Source organism: Gordonia sp. p3-SID1431, assembly GCF_025143765.1.
Taxonomy (GTDB): domain Bacteria; phylum Actinomycetota; class Actinomycetes; order Mycobacteriales; family Mycobacteriaceae; genus Gordonia; species Gordonia hongkongensis.
On the sequence record NZ_JAMBDT010000094.1, the window covers coordinates 1 to 20,355 of the forward strand.

18 protein-coding genes and 2 tRNA genes are annotated in these 20,355 nt (G+C 66.6%); 14 read left to right on the forward strand and 6 right to left on the reverse strand.

Annotated elements, in window-relative coordinates; genetic code table 11:
* Window positions 1-127: 127 nt before the first annotated feature.
* The 3 genes from M4D77_RS19295 to M4D77_RS19305 all read right to left on the reverse strand — a co-directional run bounded on the left by M4D77_RS19295 (window position 128) and on the right by M4D77_RS19305 (window position 2,552).
* Complete coding sequence (locus M4D77_RS19295) at window positions 128-556, reverse strand: Fur family transcriptional regulator (protein WP_058252074.1); 429 nt, start codon at window positions 554-556, stop codon at window positions 128-130.
* Window positions 553-927 carry a metalloregulator ArsR/SmtB family transcription factor gene (locus M4D77_RS19300; protein ID WP_226513637.1) on the reverse strand — a complete coding sequence of 125 codons (375 nt, stop codon included), beginning with the start codon at window positions 925-927 and terminating at the stop codon, window positions 553-555. Before M4D77_RS19300 ends, M4D77_RS19295 begins: the two co-directional genes overlap by 4 nt.
* 86 nt (window positions 928-1,013) lie before the next feature.
* Window positions 1,014-2,552: a M28 family metallopeptidase gene (locus M4D77_RS19305; RefSeq protein ID WP_226513636.1), complete on the reverse strand. Its 1,539-nt coding sequence runs from the start codon at window positions 2,550-2,552 to the stop codon at window positions 1,014-1,016.
* Between the two features lie 193 nt (window positions 2,553-2,745).
* Here M4D77_RS19305 and M4D77_RS19310 point away from each other — a divergent pair, with 193 nt between their 5' ends.
* The 5 genes from M4D77_RS19310 to M4D77_RS19330 all read left to right on the forward strand — a co-directional run bounded on the left by M4D77_RS19310 (window position 2,746) and on the right by M4D77_RS19330 (window position 8,720).
* The gene (locus tag M4D77_RS19310) at window positions 2,746-4,131 is read left to right on the forward strand and encodes a glycine--tRNA ligase (protein WP_004023004.1); all 1,386 of its coding nucleotides are present in this window, start codon (window positions 2,746-2,748) and stop codon (window positions 4,129-4,131) included.
* A 136-nt stretch (window positions 4,132-4,267) separates the two neighbouring features.
* Window positions 4,268-4,753, forward strand: coding sequence for a cold-shock protein (locus M4D77_RS19315; protein ID WP_058252071.1), 486 nt, complete (start codon window positions 4,268-4,270; stop codon window positions 4,751-4,753).
* Window positions 4,746-6,062, forward strand: a complete 1,317-nt coding sequence (locus tag M4D77_RS19320; protein ID WP_226513635.1) for a deoxyguanosinetriphosphate triphosphohydrolase — start codon at window positions 4,746-4,748, stop codon at window positions 6,060-6,062. The genes M4D77_RS19315 and M4D77_RS19320 overlap by 8 nt, the downstream gene beginning before the upstream one ends.
* Window positions 6,063-6,124: 62 nt before the next feature.
* Complete coding sequence (dnaG, locus tag M4D77_RS19325) at window positions 6,125-8,047, forward strand: DNA primase (protein ID WP_226513634.1); 1,923 nt, start codon at window positions 6,125-6,127, stop codon at window positions 8,045-8,047.
* 115 nt (window positions 8,048-8,162) lie between these two features.
* Complete coding sequence (locus M4D77_RS19330) at window positions 8,163-8,720, forward strand: dihydrofolate reductase family protein (protein WP_226513633.1); 558 nt, start codon at window positions 8,163-8,165, stop codon at window positions 8,718-8,720.
* Window positions 8,721-8,813: 93 nt separating this feature from the next.
* Here the strand turns inward: M4D77_RS19330 and M4D77_RS19335 are convergent.
* A tRNA-Ile gene (locus tag M4D77_RS19335) sits at window positions 8,814-8,887 on the reverse strand.
* 137 nt (window positions 8,888-9,024) lie between these two features.
* Between M4D77_RS19335 and M4D77_RS19340 the strand changes: the two genes are divergently transcribed.
* The 6 genes from M4D77_RS19340 (at window position 9,025) to M4D77_RS19365 (ending at window position 14,358) form a co-directional block, all read left to right on the forward strand.
* Window positions 9,025-9,732 carry a GntR family transcriptional regulator gene (locus M4D77_RS19340; protein WP_259937056.1) on the forward strand — a complete coding sequence of 236 codons (708 nt, stop codon included), beginning with the start codon at window positions 9,025-9,027 and terminating at the stop codon, window positions 9,730-9,732.
* A 78-nt stretch (window positions 9,733-9,810) separates the two neighbouring features.
* The gene (locus tag M4D77_RS19345) at window positions 9,811-11,238 is read left to right on the forward strand and encodes an allophanate hydrolase (RefSeq protein WP_259937042.1); all 1,428 of its coding nucleotides are present in this window, start codon (window positions 9,811-9,813) and stop codon (window positions 11,236-11,238) included.
* A gap of 31 nt (window positions 11,239-11,269) precedes the next feature.
* Window positions 11,270-11,971 (forward strand): cysteine hydrolase family protein, encoded by a 702-nt coding sequence (locus M4D77_RS19350; protein ID WP_259937043.1) that lies wholly within the window; start codon window positions 11,270-11,272, stop codon window positions 11,969-11,971.
* Between the two features lie 79 nt (window positions 11,972-12,050).
* Window positions 12,051-13,649, forward strand: a complete 1,599-nt coding sequence (locus M4D77_RS19355) for a regulator (protein WP_259937044.1) — start codon at window positions 12,051-12,053, stop codon at window positions 13,647-13,649.
* A gap of 151 nt (window positions 13,650-13,800) precedes the next feature.
* Window positions 13,801-13,873, forward strand: a tRNA-Asn gene (locus M4D77_RS19360).
* A 281-nt stretch (window positions 13,874-14,154) separates the two neighbouring features.
* Window positions 14,155-14,358: a DNA-binding protein gene (locus M4D77_RS19365; protein ID WP_259937046.1), complete on the forward strand. Its 204-nt coding sequence runs from the start codon at window positions 14,155-14,157 to the stop codon at window positions 14,356-14,358.
* A gap of 401 nt (window positions 14,359-14,759) precedes the next feature.
* Here the strand turns inward: M4D77_RS19365 and M4D77_RS19370 are convergent, their stop codons facing one another.
* Entirely contained in the window at window positions 14,760-15,281 is a 522-nt protein-coding gene (locus M4D77_RS19370) for a hypothetical protein (RefSeq protein ID WP_259937048.1), read from the reverse strand.
* 938 nt (window positions 15,282-16,219) lie between these two features.
* On the opposite strand from M4D77_RS19370, the gene M4D77_RS19375 reads away from it, so the two are divergent.
* The 3 genes from M4D77_RS19375 (at window position 16,220) to M4D77_RS19385 (ending at window position 18,572) form a co-directional block, all read left to right on the forward strand.
* Window positions 16,220-16,456: a recombinase family protein gene (locus M4D77_RS19375; protein ID WP_259937049.1), complete on the forward strand. Its 237-nt coding sequence runs from the start codon at window positions 16,220-16,222 to the stop codon at window positions 16,454-16,456.
* A complete protein-coding gene (locus M4D77_RS19380) occupies window positions 16,450-16,785 on the forward strand; it encodes a hypothetical protein (RefSeq protein WP_259937051.1) in 336 nt (111 codons plus the stop codon). Before M4D77_RS19375 ends, M4D77_RS19380 begins: the two co-directional genes overlap by 7 nt.
* Before the next feature lie 329 nt (window positions 16,786-17,114).
* Window positions 17,115-18,572 (forward strand): zinc-ribbon domain-containing protein, encoded by a 1,458-nt coding sequence (locus tag M4D77_RS19385; protein WP_259937053.1) that lies wholly within the window; start codon window positions 17,115-17,117, stop codon window positions 18,570-18,572.
* A 41-nt stretch (window positions 18,573-18,613) separates the two neighbouring features.
* Here M4D77_RS19385 and M4D77_RS19390 read toward each other — a convergent pair whose 3' ends face one another.
* On the reverse strand, window positions 18,614-20,209 hold the full coding sequence (locus M4D77_RS19390; protein ID WP_259937055.1) for a hypothetical protein: 1,596 nt from the start codon (window positions 20,207-20,209) through the stop codon (window positions 18,614-18,616).
* Window positions 20,210-20,355: the final 146 nt, after the last annotated feature.

A 20,355-nucleotide genomic window follows, 5' to 3' on the forward strand; every position in this document is an offset into this window, starting at 1 on the left:
AGCGCTCCTCGCACCTCAGGGAGCAGAGGGAGGGGCATCGCTCGCACGCCACAGACCAGCGGTGTGTGGTTCTTTCGGATCAGGGACCAGTGGGGTGTGGTCTTTCGGATCAGGGGGCGCTGAAAGCTCAGTCCTTCTCGGCGGTTCGGCAGTCCCCACAGCGCCCGAAGACCTCGACGGTGTGGTTGATGTCGGTGAAGCCGTGCTGGGCGGCGATCTTCGCGGCCCAGCGTTCGACCGGTTCGGCCTGGACCTCGACGGTGGTGCCGCACTCCCGGCACACGAGATGGTGGTGGTGTCCCGACGAGCAGTGGCGGTATCGGGTCTCACCGGAACCGTCCCACAGGACATCGATCTGCCCGGCCTGGCTCAGCGCCTGCAGATTGCGGTACACCGTCGTCAGGCCGATGGATTCGCCCCGGGCCTTGAGAATCTCGTGCAGCTCCTGCGCGGAGCAGAAGTCCTCGGTGCCGGCCAGGGCGTCGGCGATCGCAGCGCGTTGGCGCGTCGACCGGATGCCGGTGACCGGCTGCGGGCCCGATGCGACGCCACTCATTCGTTCACCGCCCGGGACGCATCGGACGGCACGGCGCGGCCGTCGGTGGTCTCGTTCGCGTGGATCAGCGCATCGCCGACGATGTGCGCGACGTGGTCGTCGAGGAGTTCGTAGGTGATCTCACGACCGTTGCGCTGGCCCCGCACCACACCGGCGTCCTTGAGCACGCGCAGGTGCTGGCTGACCAGTGGCTGACTCAGGCCCAGGTGCCCGACGAGTTCGTGGACGCACTGCACCCGCTCCCGCAGGGACAGGACGATGGCGACGCGAGTGGGAGAGGCGAGGGCGCGCAGGAGGTCGGCGGCGGCTTCCCGCGCCGCGGCATCGGCCGTCTCGATCGGTCCGGGCCCGTCCAACGGTTGCGTCGACATCGCGCTCCTCTCGCCTGGCTCGCGCCACTGATCCGGCCATTCTATCGGAAATGGTTTTCAATCCATGCCACCGGTGTCGCCGCTGGTCAGCCCTCGTCTGCACGTCGGCGCTCGGCCGGCGGCGGGACCCCGTCCGCACCTGCGGTCGACAACGCGTAGGTTGCGACCGCGGACGCGACCGCAGCCGAGTTGACGCCCAGCAGGTCGGTGTTCAGGTTGTCGAGGGTGTCGCGCGCGGTGTGATAGTCGGGGTCGAAGGGTTTGCCGGCCCGGCCGCCCCACATCTTCGCCTGCGCTTCGTCCTTCTCTGTTTCCGCGCCGGTGAACACCCCGCCGGAGGGGATGCCCACCGCGATGAACGGGCCGTAATCGGAACGGCCGTCGAAGTCGTCGGGGGCGAGGGGGATGCCGCGATCGGCGTAGAACTTCTCGAAGGTCCGCTCGATGCCCCCGGAGCCGTCCGGGCCGGGGCCGGCTCCCTGACGCTCGGAGTCGTCGCCGTCGTACGTGAAGTACCCGCCGTTGGGTGAGGCGAGCATGTCGAAGTTCAGGTAGAGGGCCACCGCCGTACGCGCGGCCGGGTCGAGTCCCCGGACGTACTCGGTGGAGCCCACGAGCCCGTCCTCCTCCGCGCCCCAGAACGCGAATCGCACGCGGTGCGGGACCCGCGGCGACGACCCGAGTCGCAGAGCCGTCTCGAGCACGGCCGCGGAGCCGCTGGCGTTGTCGTTCATGCCGGGTCCCTCGGCGACGCTGTCGAGGTGTGCGCCGGCCATGACGACGTCGTCGCCGGAGCCCGTCCGGGTCTCGGCGATCAAGTTGCGCGTGGTGATGCCGGTGGTCTTCGCCTCGACCGCAAGCGCGACCGATCGCGCCGACCGCACCCGATCGGCGTCGTCGCCCGCGATGCCGAGGACCGGGATCCCCGGGCGGTCGTCCGGCCCCAGGGTGGCGCCGGTGAGCGGGCCGGGTTCGTTGTTGACCATGACGACCCCGACCGCGCCGGCCGACTCCGCGTTCCGTGCCTTGTCGGCGAAGGTGCAGGTTCCTCGGGTGATGACGGCGATCGCACCACGCGTCGTGGCCGGAAAGTCGGTGCTCGCGCATCCGAGGCCGTTGACGGCGACCGGGGCCCCGGTGACCGGGGTGTCGCCGGTTCCGGCCGAATACTCGACGACGCGGGTGGCGACCTTCAGGCCGTCGGCGGTGAGGCTGACCGGACCGGCGTCGAAGCGCTCGTACTCGACGGGCGGCGTCGTCACGTCGAAGCCCGCCGTGCGGAGGAGCCCGGCGACGTAGTCCAGCGAGTCGTCGTACCCGGGTGTGCCGGCCGCGCGGTTGCCGCCGTTGTTGTCGGCGATCTGGGCCAGTGCGCGAACGTGCGCCATCACGTTGTCGAGGGTGACGGCGTCGGCCAGCGCGGCCGGGGTGACCTCGTCGATCGGCGGTTCGGGAGAGGGCGTCGACACCGGCGCCGACGAGGGTCGCTCGGGCTCGGCGGGCTGCTCGGACGAACACCCCACGGCCAGTGCCAGTGTCAGTGCGAGGCCGGCCGAGGCGAGGACCGGCCGACGCCCGCGGGCCGATGGGGGGACGCCGACGCGTCGTCGTATGCGAACGATCACCCTGCCACTCTGGCAGTTTCCGTCCGTGCATGTGGGTCCGACGGGTGCACCGTTGCCGGTGGTTTCGGGAAACGGCACACGTGCTCGGTAGTCTGTACGGGTTGCCGCCCGCATCTGGTGGATGCACGTCGAGCACCGAGCGTCAGCACGACCGTCCCAGCCGAACACCTCAACCCGTGGAGAGCAGTTAACCGTGGCCGCCCAGTCCAATGTGGAATCCGTCGTCAACCTCGCCAAGCGCCGGGGCCTGGTGTACCAGTGCGGTGAGATCTACGGCGGTACCAAATCGGCGTGGGACTACGGCCCGCTCGGCGTCGAACTGAAGGAGAACATCAAGCGGCAGTGGTGGCGCACGATGGTCATCAGCCGCGAGGACGTCGTCGGCCTTGACTCGTCGGTCATCCTGCCGCGTCAGGTGTGGGAGGCCTCGGGCCACGTCGAGGTGTTCACCGACCCGCTCGTCGAGTCGCTGCACACCCACAAGCGCTACCGCGCCGACCATCTCATCGAGGCCTACGAGGCCAAGCACGGGCACCCGCCGGCCAACGGTCTGGCCGACATCAACGACCCGGAGACCGGGCAGCCCGGCAACTGGACCGAACCCAAGGCGTTCAGCGGTCTGATGAAGACGTTCCTCGGGCCTGTCGACGACGAAGAGGGTCTGCACTACCTGCGTCCCGAGACCGCGCAGGGCATCTTCGTGAACTTCAAGAACGTGATGACCACCGCGCGCAAGAAGCCGCCGTTCGGCATCGCGCAGATCGGCAAGAGCTTCCGCAACGAGATCACACCGGGCAACTTCATCTTCCGCACCCGTGAGTTCGAGCAGATGGAGATGGAGTTCTTCGTCAAGCCGGGCGAGGACGAGGAATGGCACCAGTACTGGATCGACCAGCGCTTCGACTGGTACGTCAACCTGGGCATCGACCCGGAGAACCTGCGGCTCTACGACCACCCGAAGGAGAAGTTATCGCACTACTCCAAGCGGACCGTGGACGTGGAGTACAAGTTCGGGTTCACCGGCAACCCGTGGGGTGAGCTCGAGGGTGTCGCCAACCGGACCGACTACGACCTGTCCACCCACAGCAAGCACTCGGGGGAGGACCTGTCGTTCTTCGACCAGGCGTCGGGTGAGCGCTACACCCCGTTCGTCATCGAGCCGGCGGCCGGCCTGACCCGCTCGCTGATGGCCTTCCTGTGTGACGCCTACACCGAGGAGGAGGTGCCGAACGCCAAGGGCGGCACCGACACTCGGACGGTACTGCGGCTCGACCGCCGGCTGGCCCCGATCAAGGTCGCCGTGCTGCCGCTCTCGCGCAACGAGAAGCTCTCGCCGAAGGCCCGCGACCTCGCCGCCGAACTCCGCAAGCACTGGAACGTCGAGTTCGACGACGCACAGGGCATCGGCAAGCGGTACCGCCGGCAGGACGAGATCGGCACGCCGTTCTGCGTGACGGTCGACTTCGACACCCTCGACGACCAGGCCGTCACGGTGCGCGAACGGGACACCATGAGCCAGGAGCGGGTCGCGCTCGACAAGGTCGCCGAGTATCTCGGCGGCAAGCTGCTCGGCGCCTGATCCTGCTCCCGGCCGCGCGGGCCGGGTGTTCACGATTCCGCCTGACCTGCGGATGTCTGTCACAATCGATGACGAGTTGTCGCGTGGAGTAGGGCATGGGGTCCGTCGTGCGCGCGACGAGAGAGTGAGTGGAGTCGTGTCTGTCAGCGGGAAAGTCGTTCATTACGACGCGAATCGAGGATTCGGGTTCTTGGCGCCGGAATCGGGCGGCGCCGATGTGTTCCTCCACATCAACGACATCGACATCGACGAGAACTCGTTGAAACCGGGTGCCAAGGTGTCCTTCGACATCGAGGAGACCGACCGCGGTTCCAAGGCCGTCAACGTCGCGGTGACCGAGGCCGCGCCGGCCGACGACACCGCCGGCGCACGGGCGCACCGCCGCGACGAGCACCACGGCCGCGACCGTGATCGTGGGGACCGGGGCGACCGCGGACGTCACGACGACCGCGGCAGTCGTCGTCCGCGCGGCGGGGGCGGCTCGCTGGACGCCGCCGCGTTCACCGAAGAGCTCACCGAGCTGCTCCTCGACGCCGACGGCGCCCTCACGGCTCGTCAGATCGTGGCGATCAGGCAGCGGGTCACCGACTTCGCCGTCGCCCGGGGCTGGGTGCTTGACTAGCACCCGACAGGGTCCCGAGACGGTCGGGCATGTGCTCCCGACGGTGGCAACCTATGGCGACGAGGCCGTCGAGCGGTTCGTGCCCGAGGGCGCCAAGGTCGCGAGCCTGCCCGGCACCCGGACCGACCATCGAAGCGACTTCGCGCGGGACCGTGCGCGGGTCCTGCACTCGGCCGCCCTGCGCAGGCTGGCCGACAAGACGCAGGTCGTCGGTCCGCGCGAGGGCGACACGCCCCGTACCCGGCTCACGCATTCGCTCGAGGTCGGGCAGATCGGCCGGGGGATCGCCATCGGTCTCGGCGCCGAACCCGACCTCGTCGAACTCGCCGGACTCGCCCACGACATCGGGCATCCGCCCTACGGACACAACGGCGAACGCGCGCTCGACGAGGTGGCGGCGGACCACGGTGGTTTCGAGGGCAACGCCCAGAACCTGCGCATCTTGACGCGGCTCGAACCCAAGCTGCTCGATGCCGACGGGCGCAGCGCCGGCCTCAACCTCACCCGCGCGTCGTTGGACGCGACCCTGAAGTATCCGTGGACCCGACGCACACCCGGAGGTAAGTTCGGCGCCTACGACGACGATGCCGCCATGCTGGCGTGGATTCGTCGGGAGGCGCCCGGGACCCGACAGTGCGTCGAGGCCCAGATCATGGACTGGTCCGACGACGTGGCGTACTCCGTGCACGACCTCGAGGACGGCGTCATCGGTGGCCGGATCGACCTGCGGACCCTCGGCGATCCGCAGGACCAACGCGCGCTCGCCGACATCGGCGCCAAGGAATTCCCGGGTCTCGACCCCGAGGCCCTCGTCGACGCCGCCGCCCGCCTGCACCGCATGGACATCGTGCGGTCGGTGGGTGTCTTCGACGGCACGCTCGACTCCTACGTCGCACTCAAGAGGTTGACCAGTGAGTTCATCGGCCGCTTCGCGTCGGCCGCGATCACCGGCACCCGCGAGGTGGTCGGCGACCGGCCGGTCTCGCGCTACGACGCCGACCTCGAGGTGCCGGAACTCATCGCCGCCGAGGTGTCGATGCTCAAGACCCTGGCACTGCGCTTCATCTTCTCCAACGAGCGGCACAAGGCGACGCAGCGTCGTCAGCGGGAACGCATCCACCGGGTCGCGAACTGGTTCGCCGAGGCGGCGCCCGGGGGCCTGGACCCGATCTTCGTGCCGTGGTGGAGCGCCGCGTCCGACGATGCCGCCCGCATGCGGGTCATCGTCGACCAGATCGCGTCCATGACCGAAGGCCGGCTCGAGCGCACCGACAAGCACAATTCGGGGGCCCAGGCGCATCTGGGGTAGGCCGGGCGTGGTCGACGAAGTACCCGGCCGGGCGGCCTCACCGGCGTCACTACACTGGTCGCGTGGCAGGCCGAATTCCCGATCGCGACATCACGGCGATCCGTGAGCAGACGAGGATCGAGGACATCGTCGGCGACTACGTCGCCCTCCGGCGCGCCGGTGCCGACAGCCTCAAGGGTCTGTGCCCCTTCCACGACGAGAAGTCGCCGTCGTTCCACGTCCGTCCCAATCACGGCCACTTCCACTGCTTCGGCTGCGGCGAGGGCGGCGACGTCTACAGCTTCTTGCAGAAGCAGGAGCACATCAGCTTCGTCGAGGCGGTCGAGCAGCTCGCCGATCGGATCGGCTACCAGATCAACTACGAGGGCGGCGGTACCGCCATCAAGCGGGACCGCGGCACCCGCGCGCGATTGGTGGCCGCCAACGCCGCCGCGGCCAAGTTCTACGCGGCCGCGCTGCAGTCACCCGAGGCGCAGGCGGCGCGCGACTACCTCAAGGAACGCGACTTCGACGCGGTGGCGGCCGTCCAATTCGGTTGCGGTTACGCACCTGCCGGCTGGGACACGATGACCAAGGCGCTGCTGTCGCAGGGCTTCGAGTTCAGCGAACTCGAAGCCGCCGGTCTGTCCAAACAAGGACGCAAGGGGCCGATCGACCGCTTCCATCGCCGTCTCCTGTGGCCGATCCGCAACCTCGGCGGGGACATCATCGGGTTCGGCGCCCGCAAACTGTTCGACGACGACAACCTCGGCAAGTACATGAACACGCCGGAGACCATGCTGTACAAGAAGTCTCAGGTGCTGTTCGGTCTCGATCACGCGAAGAAGAGCATCGCCAAGGGGCATCAGGTGGTGGTCGTCGAGGGCTACACCGACGTCATGGCGATGCATCTGGCCGGCGTCACCACCGCGGTCGCCTCGTGTGGCACCGCATTCGGTGAGGACCACCTCGCCCTCATCCGGCGGCTGATGATGGACGACTCGTACTTCCGCGGCGAGGTGATCTACACCTTCGACGGGGACGATGCCGGAAAAGCAGCCGCGCTCAAGGCCTTCGAGGGCGAACAGTCCATCTCGGGGCAGACGTTCGTGGCGATCGCGCCCGACGGCATGGACCCCTGCGAACTCCGGCAGGAGAAGGGCGACGCCGCCGTCCGCGACCTGGTCGCGCGTCGGGTGCCGATGTTCGAGTTCGCGATCAAGGCCCTCCTCGCCGGCCACGACCTCGACACCGCCGAGGGCCGCGTCCACGCGTTGCGCGACACCGTCCCGGTGGTCGCCCGGATCAAGGACATCGCGCTGCGTGACGAGTACGCCCGCCAGCTGGCCGGTTGGGTCGGTTGGGAAGAGGTCTCCCAGGTTCTGGGCAGAGTCCGCGAAGAAGGCGCGAGAATCCGAAAGGCGCAGGGCGTCAGCAACTCCGGCAGTCGGGGGAGCGGTCGCGGTGCTCGTAATCGGCCGGAGGCGGAGGCCGCGCCGACGTCCGCCCGCCCCCAGCCCAACGACCCGCGCCTGTGGCCGCAGCGGGAAGCACTGAAGGCGGCGCTGCAGTATCCGGCGATCGCCGGCACGGTCTTCGACTCGCTGCCCGTCGAGTGCTTCAACGAGCCGGCCTACGCCATCATCCGGCAGGCGATGACCGGCCTCGGGGGCACGTCGGCCGGGCTGGGTGGCGCGGCCTGGGTCGACGCGGTGCGCAATGCCGTCGACGACCCGATCATCGATCCGCTCGTGACCGAACTCGCCGTCGAATCGATGCCGGTCGACGAGGAAAACATCGCCCGCTACATCTCCAGCGTGCTCGCACGGTTGCAGGAGGTGTGGGTGGGCTCGCAGATCGCCGACATCAAGTCGCGTCTGCGCCGGATGGCACCCAGCGACGACCCCGACGGCTACAACGCGGTCTTCGGTGATCTCGTGGCGCTCGAGGCCTATCGTCGTAGCCTGCTGGAACAGGCTGTCGACCCGATCGTCGACGCGGGCTGACACACCCGCGTAGGTCTTCGCGCCGACGGTCGCGGGGCCGGCGGCCGATGAGTATCCGTCTCCGGCCCGGTCTACCCCGTCGGTACCCCCACGCCACCGACGGAGGCAGGAATCCATGGCGACAACGATCTTCTCGGCGACGGCATCACTCGACGGGTTCATCGCCGGACCCGGTGGCGACATGTCGTGGCTGACCCGATTCTTCGACGTGCCCGCCGACGGGCAGCCGGCGTCCACTGCAGCGGACGATGCCGCCGCACGGTTGATGCGCGGCACCGGCGCACTGCTGGTCGGCAATCGCTCGTTCCGCGGCGATGATCCCAACAAGGGCACCGACCGCGAAGGTGCGTTCGGTGGCGAATATGACAGGCCCGCTGTTGTTCTCACGCACAACCCACCCGCCGACCCCGTCGACGGCGTCACCTTCGTGACCGATTTGCACGAGGCGGTCGACCTGGCCGCACGGACGGCCGGCGCTGGCTACGTCACCGTCATCGGCGCCGACGTGGCGCGACAGATGATCGATCACGGGCTGCTCGACGAGGTGCTCGTGTTCTTCGTCCCGGTGTTCCTGGGGGCGGGGGTCCGGCTGTTCGACCGTCCCGAGGGCGGCGAGGTCAGACTCACGCCCATTCCCGGTGAGACCGAGTACTGGTGTCGCGTCGAACGATGAGCCCGGTGGTGGCGGCCCCGTGACAACCCCTAGAGGTGGCCGGGGACGGCGGACGCCCCGTGCCGTCACGTCGATCGTCCGGTCGCTCGACAGTGGGGAGTGCGGGGCTCGAACCCGCGACCTACGGATTATGAGTCCGCGGCTCTAACCGACTGAGCTAACTCCCCGCGCCTGTACAGGCCTGCGGGAGGACAATACCGCACCGCCGGAGACGGACGACACACGTGTGCGCGCAAAACCGTCGACTGTCGACGCCGCTAGACTGGCCGCACGATCGGGTACGAGTGTGGCGGGAGTGGAACAGGTGACGCTGGCGGACGGGCCCGAAGGTGATCTCCCGGAGTCCCTGGTGGATGTCGCCGCACGCCGGCTCCGCGACGCGATCCTGAGCGGCGCGCTCGAACCGGGCCAGAAGATCGTCGAAGAGACCTTGTGTGCCGACCTCGGTATCAGCCGCGCCCCCGTTCGCGAGGCGCTGCGGCTCCTGGCGCAACAGGGCCTCGTCGAACATCAGCCGCGGCGCGGGGTCCGGGTGACCGAGTGGTCGCCGACGGACATCCTGCAATTGTTCGAGATCCGCCAGGTCTTGGAACGCCACGCCGTCGAAACCGCTCTGCCGCTGGCGGATCCCGACCGTCAGCTCGCGCCGGTGCGGGCGGCGATCGACGCGATGCGTCGTGCGGGTGACGATCTCGAACGCGATGACGCTCATCGCCGCTTCCATGCCGCGGTGGTCGCGCTGGCCGGAAACCGTCAGCTCGACGTGACCCTGGCGCCGATCCTGCTCAAACTGCAGTTGCCGATGGCGGTCAACCTGCGTTCGGAGACAGCCGATCACCATGGACCGGCGGACGGATTCACCCGGCATCAGGCGATTCTGGACGCTCTCGAACGCAACGACACCGAGGCGGTCGTCGCCGCGCTCGGTGACCATGGACATCTGCACTACCTGGGATTGGTGTCCGCGAGTGCCGGCGAATCCTCCGTGCACCAGCACGATCCCGCACACTGACCCGCTCGGGTTCACGCGCTAACACAATTGACACACAGTCGTTCCGCAGGCGCCATCATTCTGTCGACAATCGACGTTATGACGAAAGTTGCCGGGCCGACGGCGGGTCCCACGGTCGCCGAGATCCTCGACTCGCATCTCCACGGCAGCGGGTCGCCGACGCGGACCGCGCGAGCCGTCCTCGACGCCATCGAGGCCCGGGGCGACGACGGCACGTGGCTGTCCACGGTGCCTCGCGACGAGCTCCTCGCTGCCGCTGCGGATCTCGAGGACCGTTCCGACACACGCGATCTCCCGCTGTACGGGGTTCCGTTCGGGGTGAAGGACTCCATCGATGTCGCGGGGGTGCCGACCACACTGTCGTGTCCGGCGTACGCCTATGTCCCGGACACGACCGCGCCCGTGGTGCAGCGACTCCTCGATGCGGGTGCCCTCTACGTCGGCAAGACGAATCTCGACCAGTTCGCCACCGGACTCAACGGGACCCGGACGCCCTTCACCATCCCACGCGGCGTCTTCGGTAACGAGATGATCTCCGGCGGTTCGAGTTCCGGGTCTGCGCTGGCGGTGGCGCGCGGTGACGTGCCGTTTGCCGTCGCGACCGACACGGCCGGTTCCGGGCGCGTGCCGGCGGCGCTGAACGGGATCGTCGGCTACAAGCCGTCCCGCGGACTGATCAGCACGGTCGGCCTCGTGCCCGCCTGCAAGTCGCTGGACTGCATCACCGCGATGACCTCGACCATCGACGACATGGACCGAATCATGGGCGTGATGGTCGGCCGCGACGACGCCGATCCCTGGTCCCGGGACCCCGGCCCTCGTCACTCCGGCGACACTCTCACCGTCGGCCTGCCGGCGCCGGACGAGCTGGAGTTCTTCGGCGACGACGCCATGCGCGAGGCCCACCTCTCGTTCCGCGCGCGGCTGTCGAACCTGGCCGTGCCCGGGGGCGTCGAGATCGTCGAGGTGTCGCTGACCCCGTTCCTCGCCGCGGGCGAGCTGCTCTACTCGGGTCCATGGGTGGCCGAGCGGCTCGTCGAATTCGCCGGGATCCTGGCCGAGCAGCCCGACGACATCCATCCGGTGGTCCGCGATATACTGCGCAGCGGTGAGAAATACACCGCCGTGGACGCCTTTGCGGCGCTGCAGCGGCTACAGGAGTTGCGCGCCGAGGTGGGCCGGCTGTGGCAGCGGATGGACGTCCTCGTGGTCCCCACCATCGGCCGTACGTTCACCGTCGACGAGGTCCTGGCCGAACCGATCGCCGCCAACACGATGCTCGGCCACTACACCCACTTCGGCAATCTGCTGGACCTCACCGGCGTCGCGATCCCGCAGGGTCTGACCGCCGACGGCCGGCCGCACAGCGCGATGCTGCTCGGCAACGCCCTCACCGATGACGCCGTACTGCACCTGGCGGCCGCACTACTCGACGAGCCGCGTTCCCGCCCGTCGACCCCCGACCAGTCGTCAACCACCTCGACCGCCACCGTTTCCCGCCCCTGAATCCTCGACGAGACCGTCCCGAAGGAACCCCATGTGCGACACCGTCACCCTCGACGCCCAACCCGGCCCCATCGAGCTCGACCTCGCCCACACGGCGCTGATCATCATCGACATGCAGCGAGACTTCCTGCTGCCCGGGGGGTTCGGCGAGACACTCGGCAACGACGTCGCCCAGCTGCAGCGCGTCGTCGCGCCGCTGGCCGGTCTGCTCGACGCCGCACGCGCGGCCGGGATGCTCGTCATCCACACCAGGGAAGGGCATCTGCCGGATCTGTCGGACTGTCCGCCCGCCAAGCTCAATCGTGGGCTCCCGTCGAAGCGGATCGGTGATCCGGGTGCCTACGGCCGCATCCTCATCCGCGGCGAGTACGGCCACGACATCGTCGACGAACTCGCTCCGCTCGCCACCGAGGTCGTCATCGACAAGCCCGGCAAGGGCGCGTTCTACGCGACCGGGTTGTCGACGGTGCTCGCCGACCACGACATCACGCAGCTGCTCGTCACCGGTGTGACCACTGAGGTCTGCGTACACACGACCACACGCGAGGCCAATGACCGCGGATTCGAATGCGTCGTCGTATCCGATTGTGTCGGTTCGTATTTCCCTGAGTTCCAACGCGTCGGGCTCGAGATGATCGCGGCCCAGGGCGGCATCTTCGGCTGGACGGCACCGAGTGCGGACGTCATCGCGCTGCTGCCCACAAGCGCCGACGACGTCATCAGCCCGGCGTGAGTCACGCGCCGACACCAGTCCCTGTTCGTTCCCGAGACACCGGCGTCTCGAACTCCATCCCGACCACCCGGAGGAAGTCATGAGCGCCACCACCGATCCCGCCCCCACCGCCGATCCACCGACACCCCCGCAGCAGTTCAAGGTCGCCTGGTGGACGCGGGGGGACACCAACGCGTTCTTCGGCCTCGGGTTCAACATCCTGGTCAACGTGCTGACGCTGACCGGTCTGATGATCGGGGTGATCGGCCTCAGCGCGGTGAACGTCCTGGGTACGGTTCTGCCCGCTCTGGGGGTGGCCCTGATCCTGGGCAACCTCTACTACACGTTCCTGGCCCGACGCCTCGCCGCGCGTGAGGGACGCGACGATGTGACCGCGCTGCCCTACGGCCCGAGCGTGCCGCACATGTTCATCGTGGTGTTCGTCGTGATGCTGCCGGTGTATCTGAGCACCGACGACGCGATCCAGGCCTGGCAGGCGGGTCTGGCGTGGGCGTTCATGATCGGCGTCATCGTGATGATCGGTGCGTTCGTGGGGCCCTACGTCCGCAAGCTCACCCCGCGGGCGGCGATGCTGGGAACCCTCGCGGGCATCTCGATCACCTTCATCTCGATGCGACCGGCCGGGCAGATGTGGGAGGCGGCGTGGATCGGTCTCCCCGTGCTCGCGATCATCCTGATCGGGTTCTTCACCGACGTGAAGCTGCCGGGCAACATCCCGGTCGGCCTGGCCGCGCTGCTCGTCGGCACGGCCATCGGCTGGGCCGGCGGGTACATGTCGGTGCCCGACCTCACCTCCGCGGTGGAGAACGTCGCGATCGGCATCCCGGACCAACGAATCGACCTGCTGCTCAACGGACTCGGTGATCTGGCACCGTTGCTCGGCACGGCGATACCGCTCGGCGTCTACAACTTCACCGAGGCGATGAGCAACGTGGAGAGCGCCGCGGCGGCGGGGGACAACTACAACCTGCGCAGCGTCCTGCTGGCCGACGGTGCCGGTGCGTGCATCGGAGCGGCGTTCGGGTCGCCGTTCCCGCCCGCGGTCTACATCGGGCATCCGGGCTGGAAGGACGCGGGCGGCCGCGCGAGCTACTCGCTCGCCAGCGGCGTCGCGATCGGGTTGTTGTGTTTCCTGGGCATGTTCGGAGTCCTGAACGCGCTGCTGCCGGTCCCGGCCATCGTCCCGATCCTGCTGTTCATCGGTCTCCTCATCGGTGCCCAGGCCTTCCAAGCGGTGCCGCGCCTGCACGCGGTCGCGGTGGTGGCGGCGTTGCTGCCGAACCTCGCCGAGTGGGGTCGCGGGCTGATCGACAACGCGCTGTCGGCGGCAGGCACGACTGCGAGCGAGGTGGGCATGGAAGCGCTCGGCGGCGCCGGGGTCATCTACGAGGGCCTCAAGACGCTGGGCGAGGGCGCGGTGCTCGTCGGCCTGATCCTCGGCACCATCGTCACCTTCATCCTGGAGAAGAAGTTCCACTACGCCGCGATCGCCGCGTTGGTCGGCGCCGTGCTGTCGTTCATCGGCCTGATCCACGCGCCCGAGGTGTCGTGGGCGGCGGCCCCGGCTGTGGCGCTCGGCTACCTCCTGTTCGCGGTCGTGTGCCTGGCGCACTGGTTCCTGCCGGGAGCCCGCACGCCCGTCGTGGTCGACGAGTCGGACGTGGTCGCCGGGCACTGATCCGACAGCCCGGGCGGTCGGATCGGTACGCACTCGACCCGACCGCCCGATGTACGCTGACCGCGCGTTTTGTCGTCCGGCGCGACCATGCGCTAGAGTCTGACCTCGGTTCTGATGACGCATCACAGGGTGCCAAACAGGACCGGAGCAATCCCCCATAGCTCAATTGGCAGAGCATTCGACTGTTAATCGAACGGTTACTGGTTCGAGTCCAGTTGGGGGAGCAGGACAGCCCGCTGGTGACAGCGGGTTTTCTGCTTTCTGAGACACCCTGCGACACCCACCCGCGGTACTCAGAAACGCCCCAAGTTGCCGAAAGTCTCGGATTATCACGTACGTTTGAGGCCGTCCGGCGACCTCGCCGGATGCGCATGCGGCCCGCAACGAACCAGGGCAGCGGGCCTCCCAGCTCAAGAGGGGCTAAACGGGTACACGGGTTTGGCTGACCCCCGCGACACGAAGCTCGGACATTGAAGGTTGCGCTCCATCTCCAGGAGCCCAACCCATGTCCACCGAACCCCACCTCATTAACGATCTCCGCGTGTTTCGTAAGGCAGAGGTCGGCGAGCGCCTGGCCATCTCCGAAGACTCCGTCGACGCGCCAATCGCCGCAGGCAAGCTGCGCACCCTGTGCCCACGCAAAAAGGTGTGGTTGTCCAGATGCCCGGCACGCTCGCTGCGCGAGTACATCTACGGGAAGTCTGGCTGACGGCGTTACATTTCCGGCCCGGGATTCATCCTTGGAGGGGTTATCCCGGCCACCCAACACCCTCGGCCGTCGCTGGGGGTGTTTTGTTCGTTCCTGCGCCGTCATAACACCCGGCAACCAAGCGCCGTTTAAGGACACCGGAAGGTGGCCCATGTCTGCACGCGTCCACCTTTTCGGATGCTCTTTGATGGACCAAAACAACTGCGCTACGACGTAATTCGGTGCAGTATGGCCCCTATAACCACCTCCCGCAAGGAGCCCGAAATGTCATCCACTGGTCGTGCGGCACCGTTGGACCCGGACTCGCCCAACTGCTCGTTAGGCCTGTGCGCGGCTGGTCGCGGTCAGGGTTCCTGTTCTGGATTCACGGAAGTCATCACTGGTACCGCGATCATTGCCTCTCAGTTCGCTTCGCGCGATTTACTCACGACCCGATCGGTGAAGCCGTCCAGGAACTCTTCGGCAGCGGCTACCCGACGCTCGACCCAATCGGCGTCGAGACCGTAGTCCTCCGCGACGACGAGATCCCAACCCATACGACCCACCGCACTCGCGAAGCGCGCCATCCTAAGGCACATCACGACGGCTTTCGCGTGTCCGGCGTCTGTCGGACCCACGATCACCAGCTCCGCGCCCTCACGCCGCATGAGTGCCGCGCAGTAGAAGTAGTCCCTTGACTCTGGATACTGGTTAGTCGCCAGATACTGCCACGCACGGCGCTCCATGCCGTGGTACTCGGCGTTGTTCTTGATCGGGAGCCGTGAATCCGCGGCCCAAAGCCCCTTCGCGAACCCACCCCATTGGCGTCCAGTGTCGACGTCGTCGGCGACGATCCACGAGGCGCTCCCATTCGGGAAGTGCAACTTCCAGGCCTCGTTTGCATACCGCTCGTCTGCTTCTGCCCAGAAATCCTTATCGCGCATGTTCGAGATCCTTCCAGTCGGCTAATCGTCCCGCCAGCGACGAGCCAGCCTGACACCGCCCACCTGGGGTACACCCTGTCGAACATTTCCGAGTGCCGCGTCGCACGTCTAAACGAAGTCGTCCACCGATCACTGGGCACGCTCGTGGCGGGGGCGGGGTTACTACGCCCTGCGGGCCGCACGTCGCGTCACGGCTCCAGGGCCGTTCGGTAATGTCCGCTGGCCGGTCGGCGAGTGACGTAGTTCGACGGTGCCCGGCCGGCGACCGTCCGCCAGTTCGGTCGTGTCTCACGAGACCCGGCCGATGGTGTCGGCGGGTGCACCTACCATTATCGAACCCGCAACGGGTCGAGAGAGGTGACGCGCCCATGATTTCAGACCATCAAACAGTACAAAGCAGGGAGACTTGCAGCACGTGCGGTGTCGCTATCCGCCGCAATCGCGTGGGAACGTGGATTCACGTCGCCCCGTCGGGCAAGCAGTTGCGCGGCGTCGGCCACGGCGCTGCTGGACCGTGCCGCACACCAGACAAGCGCGTCTACCCATCCCGAAAAGCCGCCGCCACAGAGCTGGAGTCGCTCAGGCAAGGGGAAGTCTTCGACGCGGGACGGCCGTATCACTGCGCGCCGTGCAAGGGCTGGCACCTCACCTCTGCGCCGACGACCAGAACCGGCCGACGCGGCGCGGCGCACGGCTCGCTGGTCGGTGACCCCGTTCTGCGGATGCACCTGAACCGACTCGGCCGCGAGCATCGAAAACCCTCACCGGAGTAGTCGGCGAGCCCTGTATCCAGTGTTCAACAAACGGTCGTACGTCGAGACATTTTGAACGCCGGGTGGTTCAGGGCGCGACACGGGCGTTATGTTCAAGAACTCGTTCGTTTATCGATAGCCTCGATGAGGCCAGTTGAACACGTTTCTCGAACACTCGGAGGATGGATGGCTCTCGTCGGCCTCGTGCGCGTCAGCGAGCATGAGCAGGACACTGCTCGTCAGCACGACGCGCTGGACCCCATCTGCGTCAAGGTCTTTGAGGAGAAGGTCAGCGGCAAACTCGGCGTCGATGACCGGCCGGGTCTGAGGGCGGCCCTGGAGTACCTGCGTCCCGATGATTTGCTCACCGTCCATGAGGTCGACCGCCTCGGACGGAATCTAGTGAGGGTCTGGTCGTGCTGACCGAGATGTTCGACCGCGAGGTAGGGGTGAAAGTGCTCAATGGCATCGCTGCCGGTGAGCACACTGAACGATCACTGGTTCTTGATCTGGCCCTCGCGCTGGCCGAGGACCGCCGTCGCGACATCGTCCGAAAGACTCGCAGCGGACTCGATGCCGCCCGCAGGCGAGGCAGGGTGAGAGGTCGGCCATCGGTGATCGACGACGACAAGCGCGCTGCGATTCTCGCCAGCCGCGAGCGCGACGACTCGATCCGCGAGATCGCCAGCGGCGTCGGGGTTTCGGTGGGCACGGTCTGGAAGGTTTTGGCGGAATACGGTGCAGCCGCATGACCATCTCGACCCCGTGCGCCATCGACGGGTGCGACGAGCCCGCCGCCTTCCGCTCGCGAACCCGCCCTGCTTGGTGCCAGCCGCACATCGCCGAGATACTGCGCACCGCAGGCCTTGAACCGCTCGAACCGGTGACCAAGCGCGACTCGTGGACCCACCTGCGCTGCTTGGACTGTGGCTGTGAACAGCACCTGCGCCTGCAGTACGTGCTCGACAAGCTCCCGATGAGATCAGACGAGCCGATCTGTCAGGCCTGCCACTGGCGCCAGTGGGCCCGGTGGGCTCGCTCGATGTCCGGTCAGGGCACGATTCCCGTCGACCTCGATGATGTGCGGGCCATCGCCGAGGCGAACCATCTCGAGTACCTGGGGCCACTCACCTCACCGTCACTGCCCGATGACCCGCACCACACACGTTGCCGCGACTGCGGCAAGCTCAGCGCCGAGCGGGTCGGTGATATGGGCTGGGGCTGCACCTGCCGGCGAAATCCCAAGCGTCAGACTGCCCCGGCGAAGTCGCCGACTGCGAACCTCCTGCGGACCTCCGACAACGAGGCACTGTTATGGTGGGACCACGACGGCAACCCCGAGTCCCTTTGGGAGACTGCCAAACTCAAGTCACCGAAGACCGCGTCGTGGAAGTGTCCCGAGTGCGGCCACCGATTCACCGCGGTCATCCGCGAGACGACTCGCCAACCGTCCTGCCCACCGTGCACCGAGCGTCGGCACCGCGAGTACGACCGACTGCTGGCAGATCTCCGGGGCAAGTCAGTCGCGGAGGTGCCGGAGTTGCGCGAGGCATGGGCGGACGAGATGCATCCCCGTTTCGCTCAGGTCATTCCCAGCGGCACGATCCCGATCTACCGATTCCGTTGCGAGAAGGGCCACTACCCGCGGCTGTCGCCTTTGACGTGGCTCCAGAATGGGTGCCCTTCGTGCCGAGCCAATCAGACTCGTGCTGCCAACGCGCAGGGCGCGGCCGCCGGGCAGACACGGCTCAGCCCCGAGATCGCCTCCCAGTGGCATCCTGACCGCAATGGCGCGTGGACCGCTGCCCAGGCCAGCCAGGAGTCCCGGCGCCTGGCCTGGTGGCGAGATCCCGTGTGCGGCCACGAATGGCAGCAGACCCCGCGCGAGCGCGACAAGTACACGCGCCGCCGCTGCCCGGAGTGCGACACCATTCTCGACAGCCTGGCCTGGCACTACCCCGAAACCGCCGCTGGTTGGGCTCCCGAGAACCCGATCACGCCATGGCAGGTCAGACCCACCGATACCAACAACGTCATCGAGTGGATCTGCGACGAGAACCGTAGCCACCGTTGGACCGCGACCCCGGCGTCTATGGTCAACGGTGCCGGATGCCCGGAGTGCCGGACCACCGGCAAGTCCCGTGTGGAACTGGACCACTTACACGCAGCGCGGGATCTGTTCGGCACCGCCGCCTCCGGCATCCGCGTCCGGAGTGATGTCTTCGTGCGACGGGCTTCATGGACCGTCGATATCCTGATCACTCTCAACGACGACCAACGAGTCGCAGTCGAGTACGACGGCTCCTACTGGCACGCTGACAAGACGGAGCTTGACACGCAAAAGTCGCTCGATCTGCTCGTCGCCGGCTACACCGTCGTTAGGCTGCGCGAGAGCCCACTGCAAGCGTTGGACATCGCCGATCCGCGCTACCACGAGGTCGCGGTGTACGCGCACGCGCCCGACCCGGCAGCGGCGATGGCAAAGGTGCGCGAGCTGCTCATCACGAACTCCGACCTCACGGCGCCATCACCTGGGTAACCTGCGGACATGACCAAAATGGGATGTGACGCTGCTCCCGGCTAGTAGAAATCGCTTCCAGCAGCCATGACCTCTGTTAGCGGAAGTCTGCGATGCTCTGCGACCCACGCTTCCGTGGGGTGAGCGTCAAACAACTCGCGAACAACGACACTTCGAGGTTGATCGATGGTGCCGCTGGCTAGGGAAACCTCGTGCAGTGATTGGAGCATCACCTCGGGAATCTGCGAATCATCCACTGTGCACCGAGCGGCCATTCGCGATGTCAGGTCGTGCAAAACCCATTCGTAACCGTCCGTACCGCTTACAACCGCGACCAAGCGGAGGTTCGGCGCCTGGCGGGGAGCGAGGTCTGGGATCTCGCGCTCGACTTCCCGTTGTAGGCAGTCGCGCCATCGGCCAAAGCGGAGACTCCACGCGCCGGGATCTTCTGCTGCGATTGTGGCCTCGACCCGCTTCGTCATCAGATTTTTAGACTCCATGCCCGCACCTCCAAAGAAGGTGAGCGCCGTCATTGGGTATTTGTGGACCAACACTGCTAAGAGGTCACCCAAGAATTCATGGAGTCCGTCGGTAGCTTCCAGCGCAGCAATCGCATCCACCTTTGTGGGGCGGTAACCGCCGTGAATTGTCTTATGGCGTACGTGAGCAACATGGGCTTGCCAGGCGTTGAGGCGGGGTTGGGTCGCGACATCCCAGTTTCCCTTGAGAAGAGGCTGAAGGTGCTTCCGGCTCCGAACGAGAGTGGTGATTGGTTGACCACTGGACACGAACATCTCCACGCAGTCCTCTGGTCGAGTTCGCTCTTCCCATTTAAGATGCCGGAGGAGATCGTCTAAGAGAACCTCACACGCAGTGGCGCATGCCAGGACCGTCGCCCTCATGTCACCCCGATGCTGGAACGCTGACCGGGCTTCCGATTGAGACGACAGGAAACCTCCGAAGCACCCTTCATCACGATCTATGAATCCCGAGAAACGCTGGATGTCCTCGGCTGTGAAGTCTGTTCGATAGGGGACATCGGTGGATATGTTCGAAGGGATGAGATACAACGACACCGAACCATCTGTGTCAAACCCGTCCTCTGTCTGTGAAGCCGTGGCGAACGGGATATGCATTGGCAGATTTTGGATCGTTAGTTGACGTGTGGGGCGCCCATTCGTGTAACTACACGCCCGTTGAATCAGTTGAACCTTCTCGATGACGCTTTCGAGCACATGACCTGGCAGATCACCGTCGTCATCGAATCCCGTGGGAAGCAGACGAAACTCGGCGTAGTTCGCTTCCAGTACGGTCACCGGCACGAGAGGCGGATCAGTAAGTTGCTGCTCGTGATCTTCGGTGTCGGCATCGCTTTGCTCGGAGTCATCGGCGTCATCGGAGAAGTACATCGGGAAGGCCCTTTTGCAGGCGCGCATGGCGTGGTCGACGCGCGCCCCGATTCGGTCGTACGTGTCCTCGATTTGCCATACCTTCACCGATACCGCCGAACGAGCTTTCCTGAGCTCGTCGGGAAATCCCTCGTCGGTCCACTCAGGTTCGAGTGCGTCACGCGGGCTGTAGAACGTGTAGACGAAACCTTGAGGCAGATCGAGCGCATCTTGCAGAGGTAAGAACCACGAGTAGACCGGGAATCTCATGCACACAACTTACTAGCGGAAGACGCGAGCCGTGCACGCGCTCATCGGAGCGGTCGCTATCCGTCACGTACTTGATCCGGTCACGGAAGTGGCTGTCAAACAAGGGAAATGACGAACAGTTACTCTGACAGAATGCTCGCGCGCCT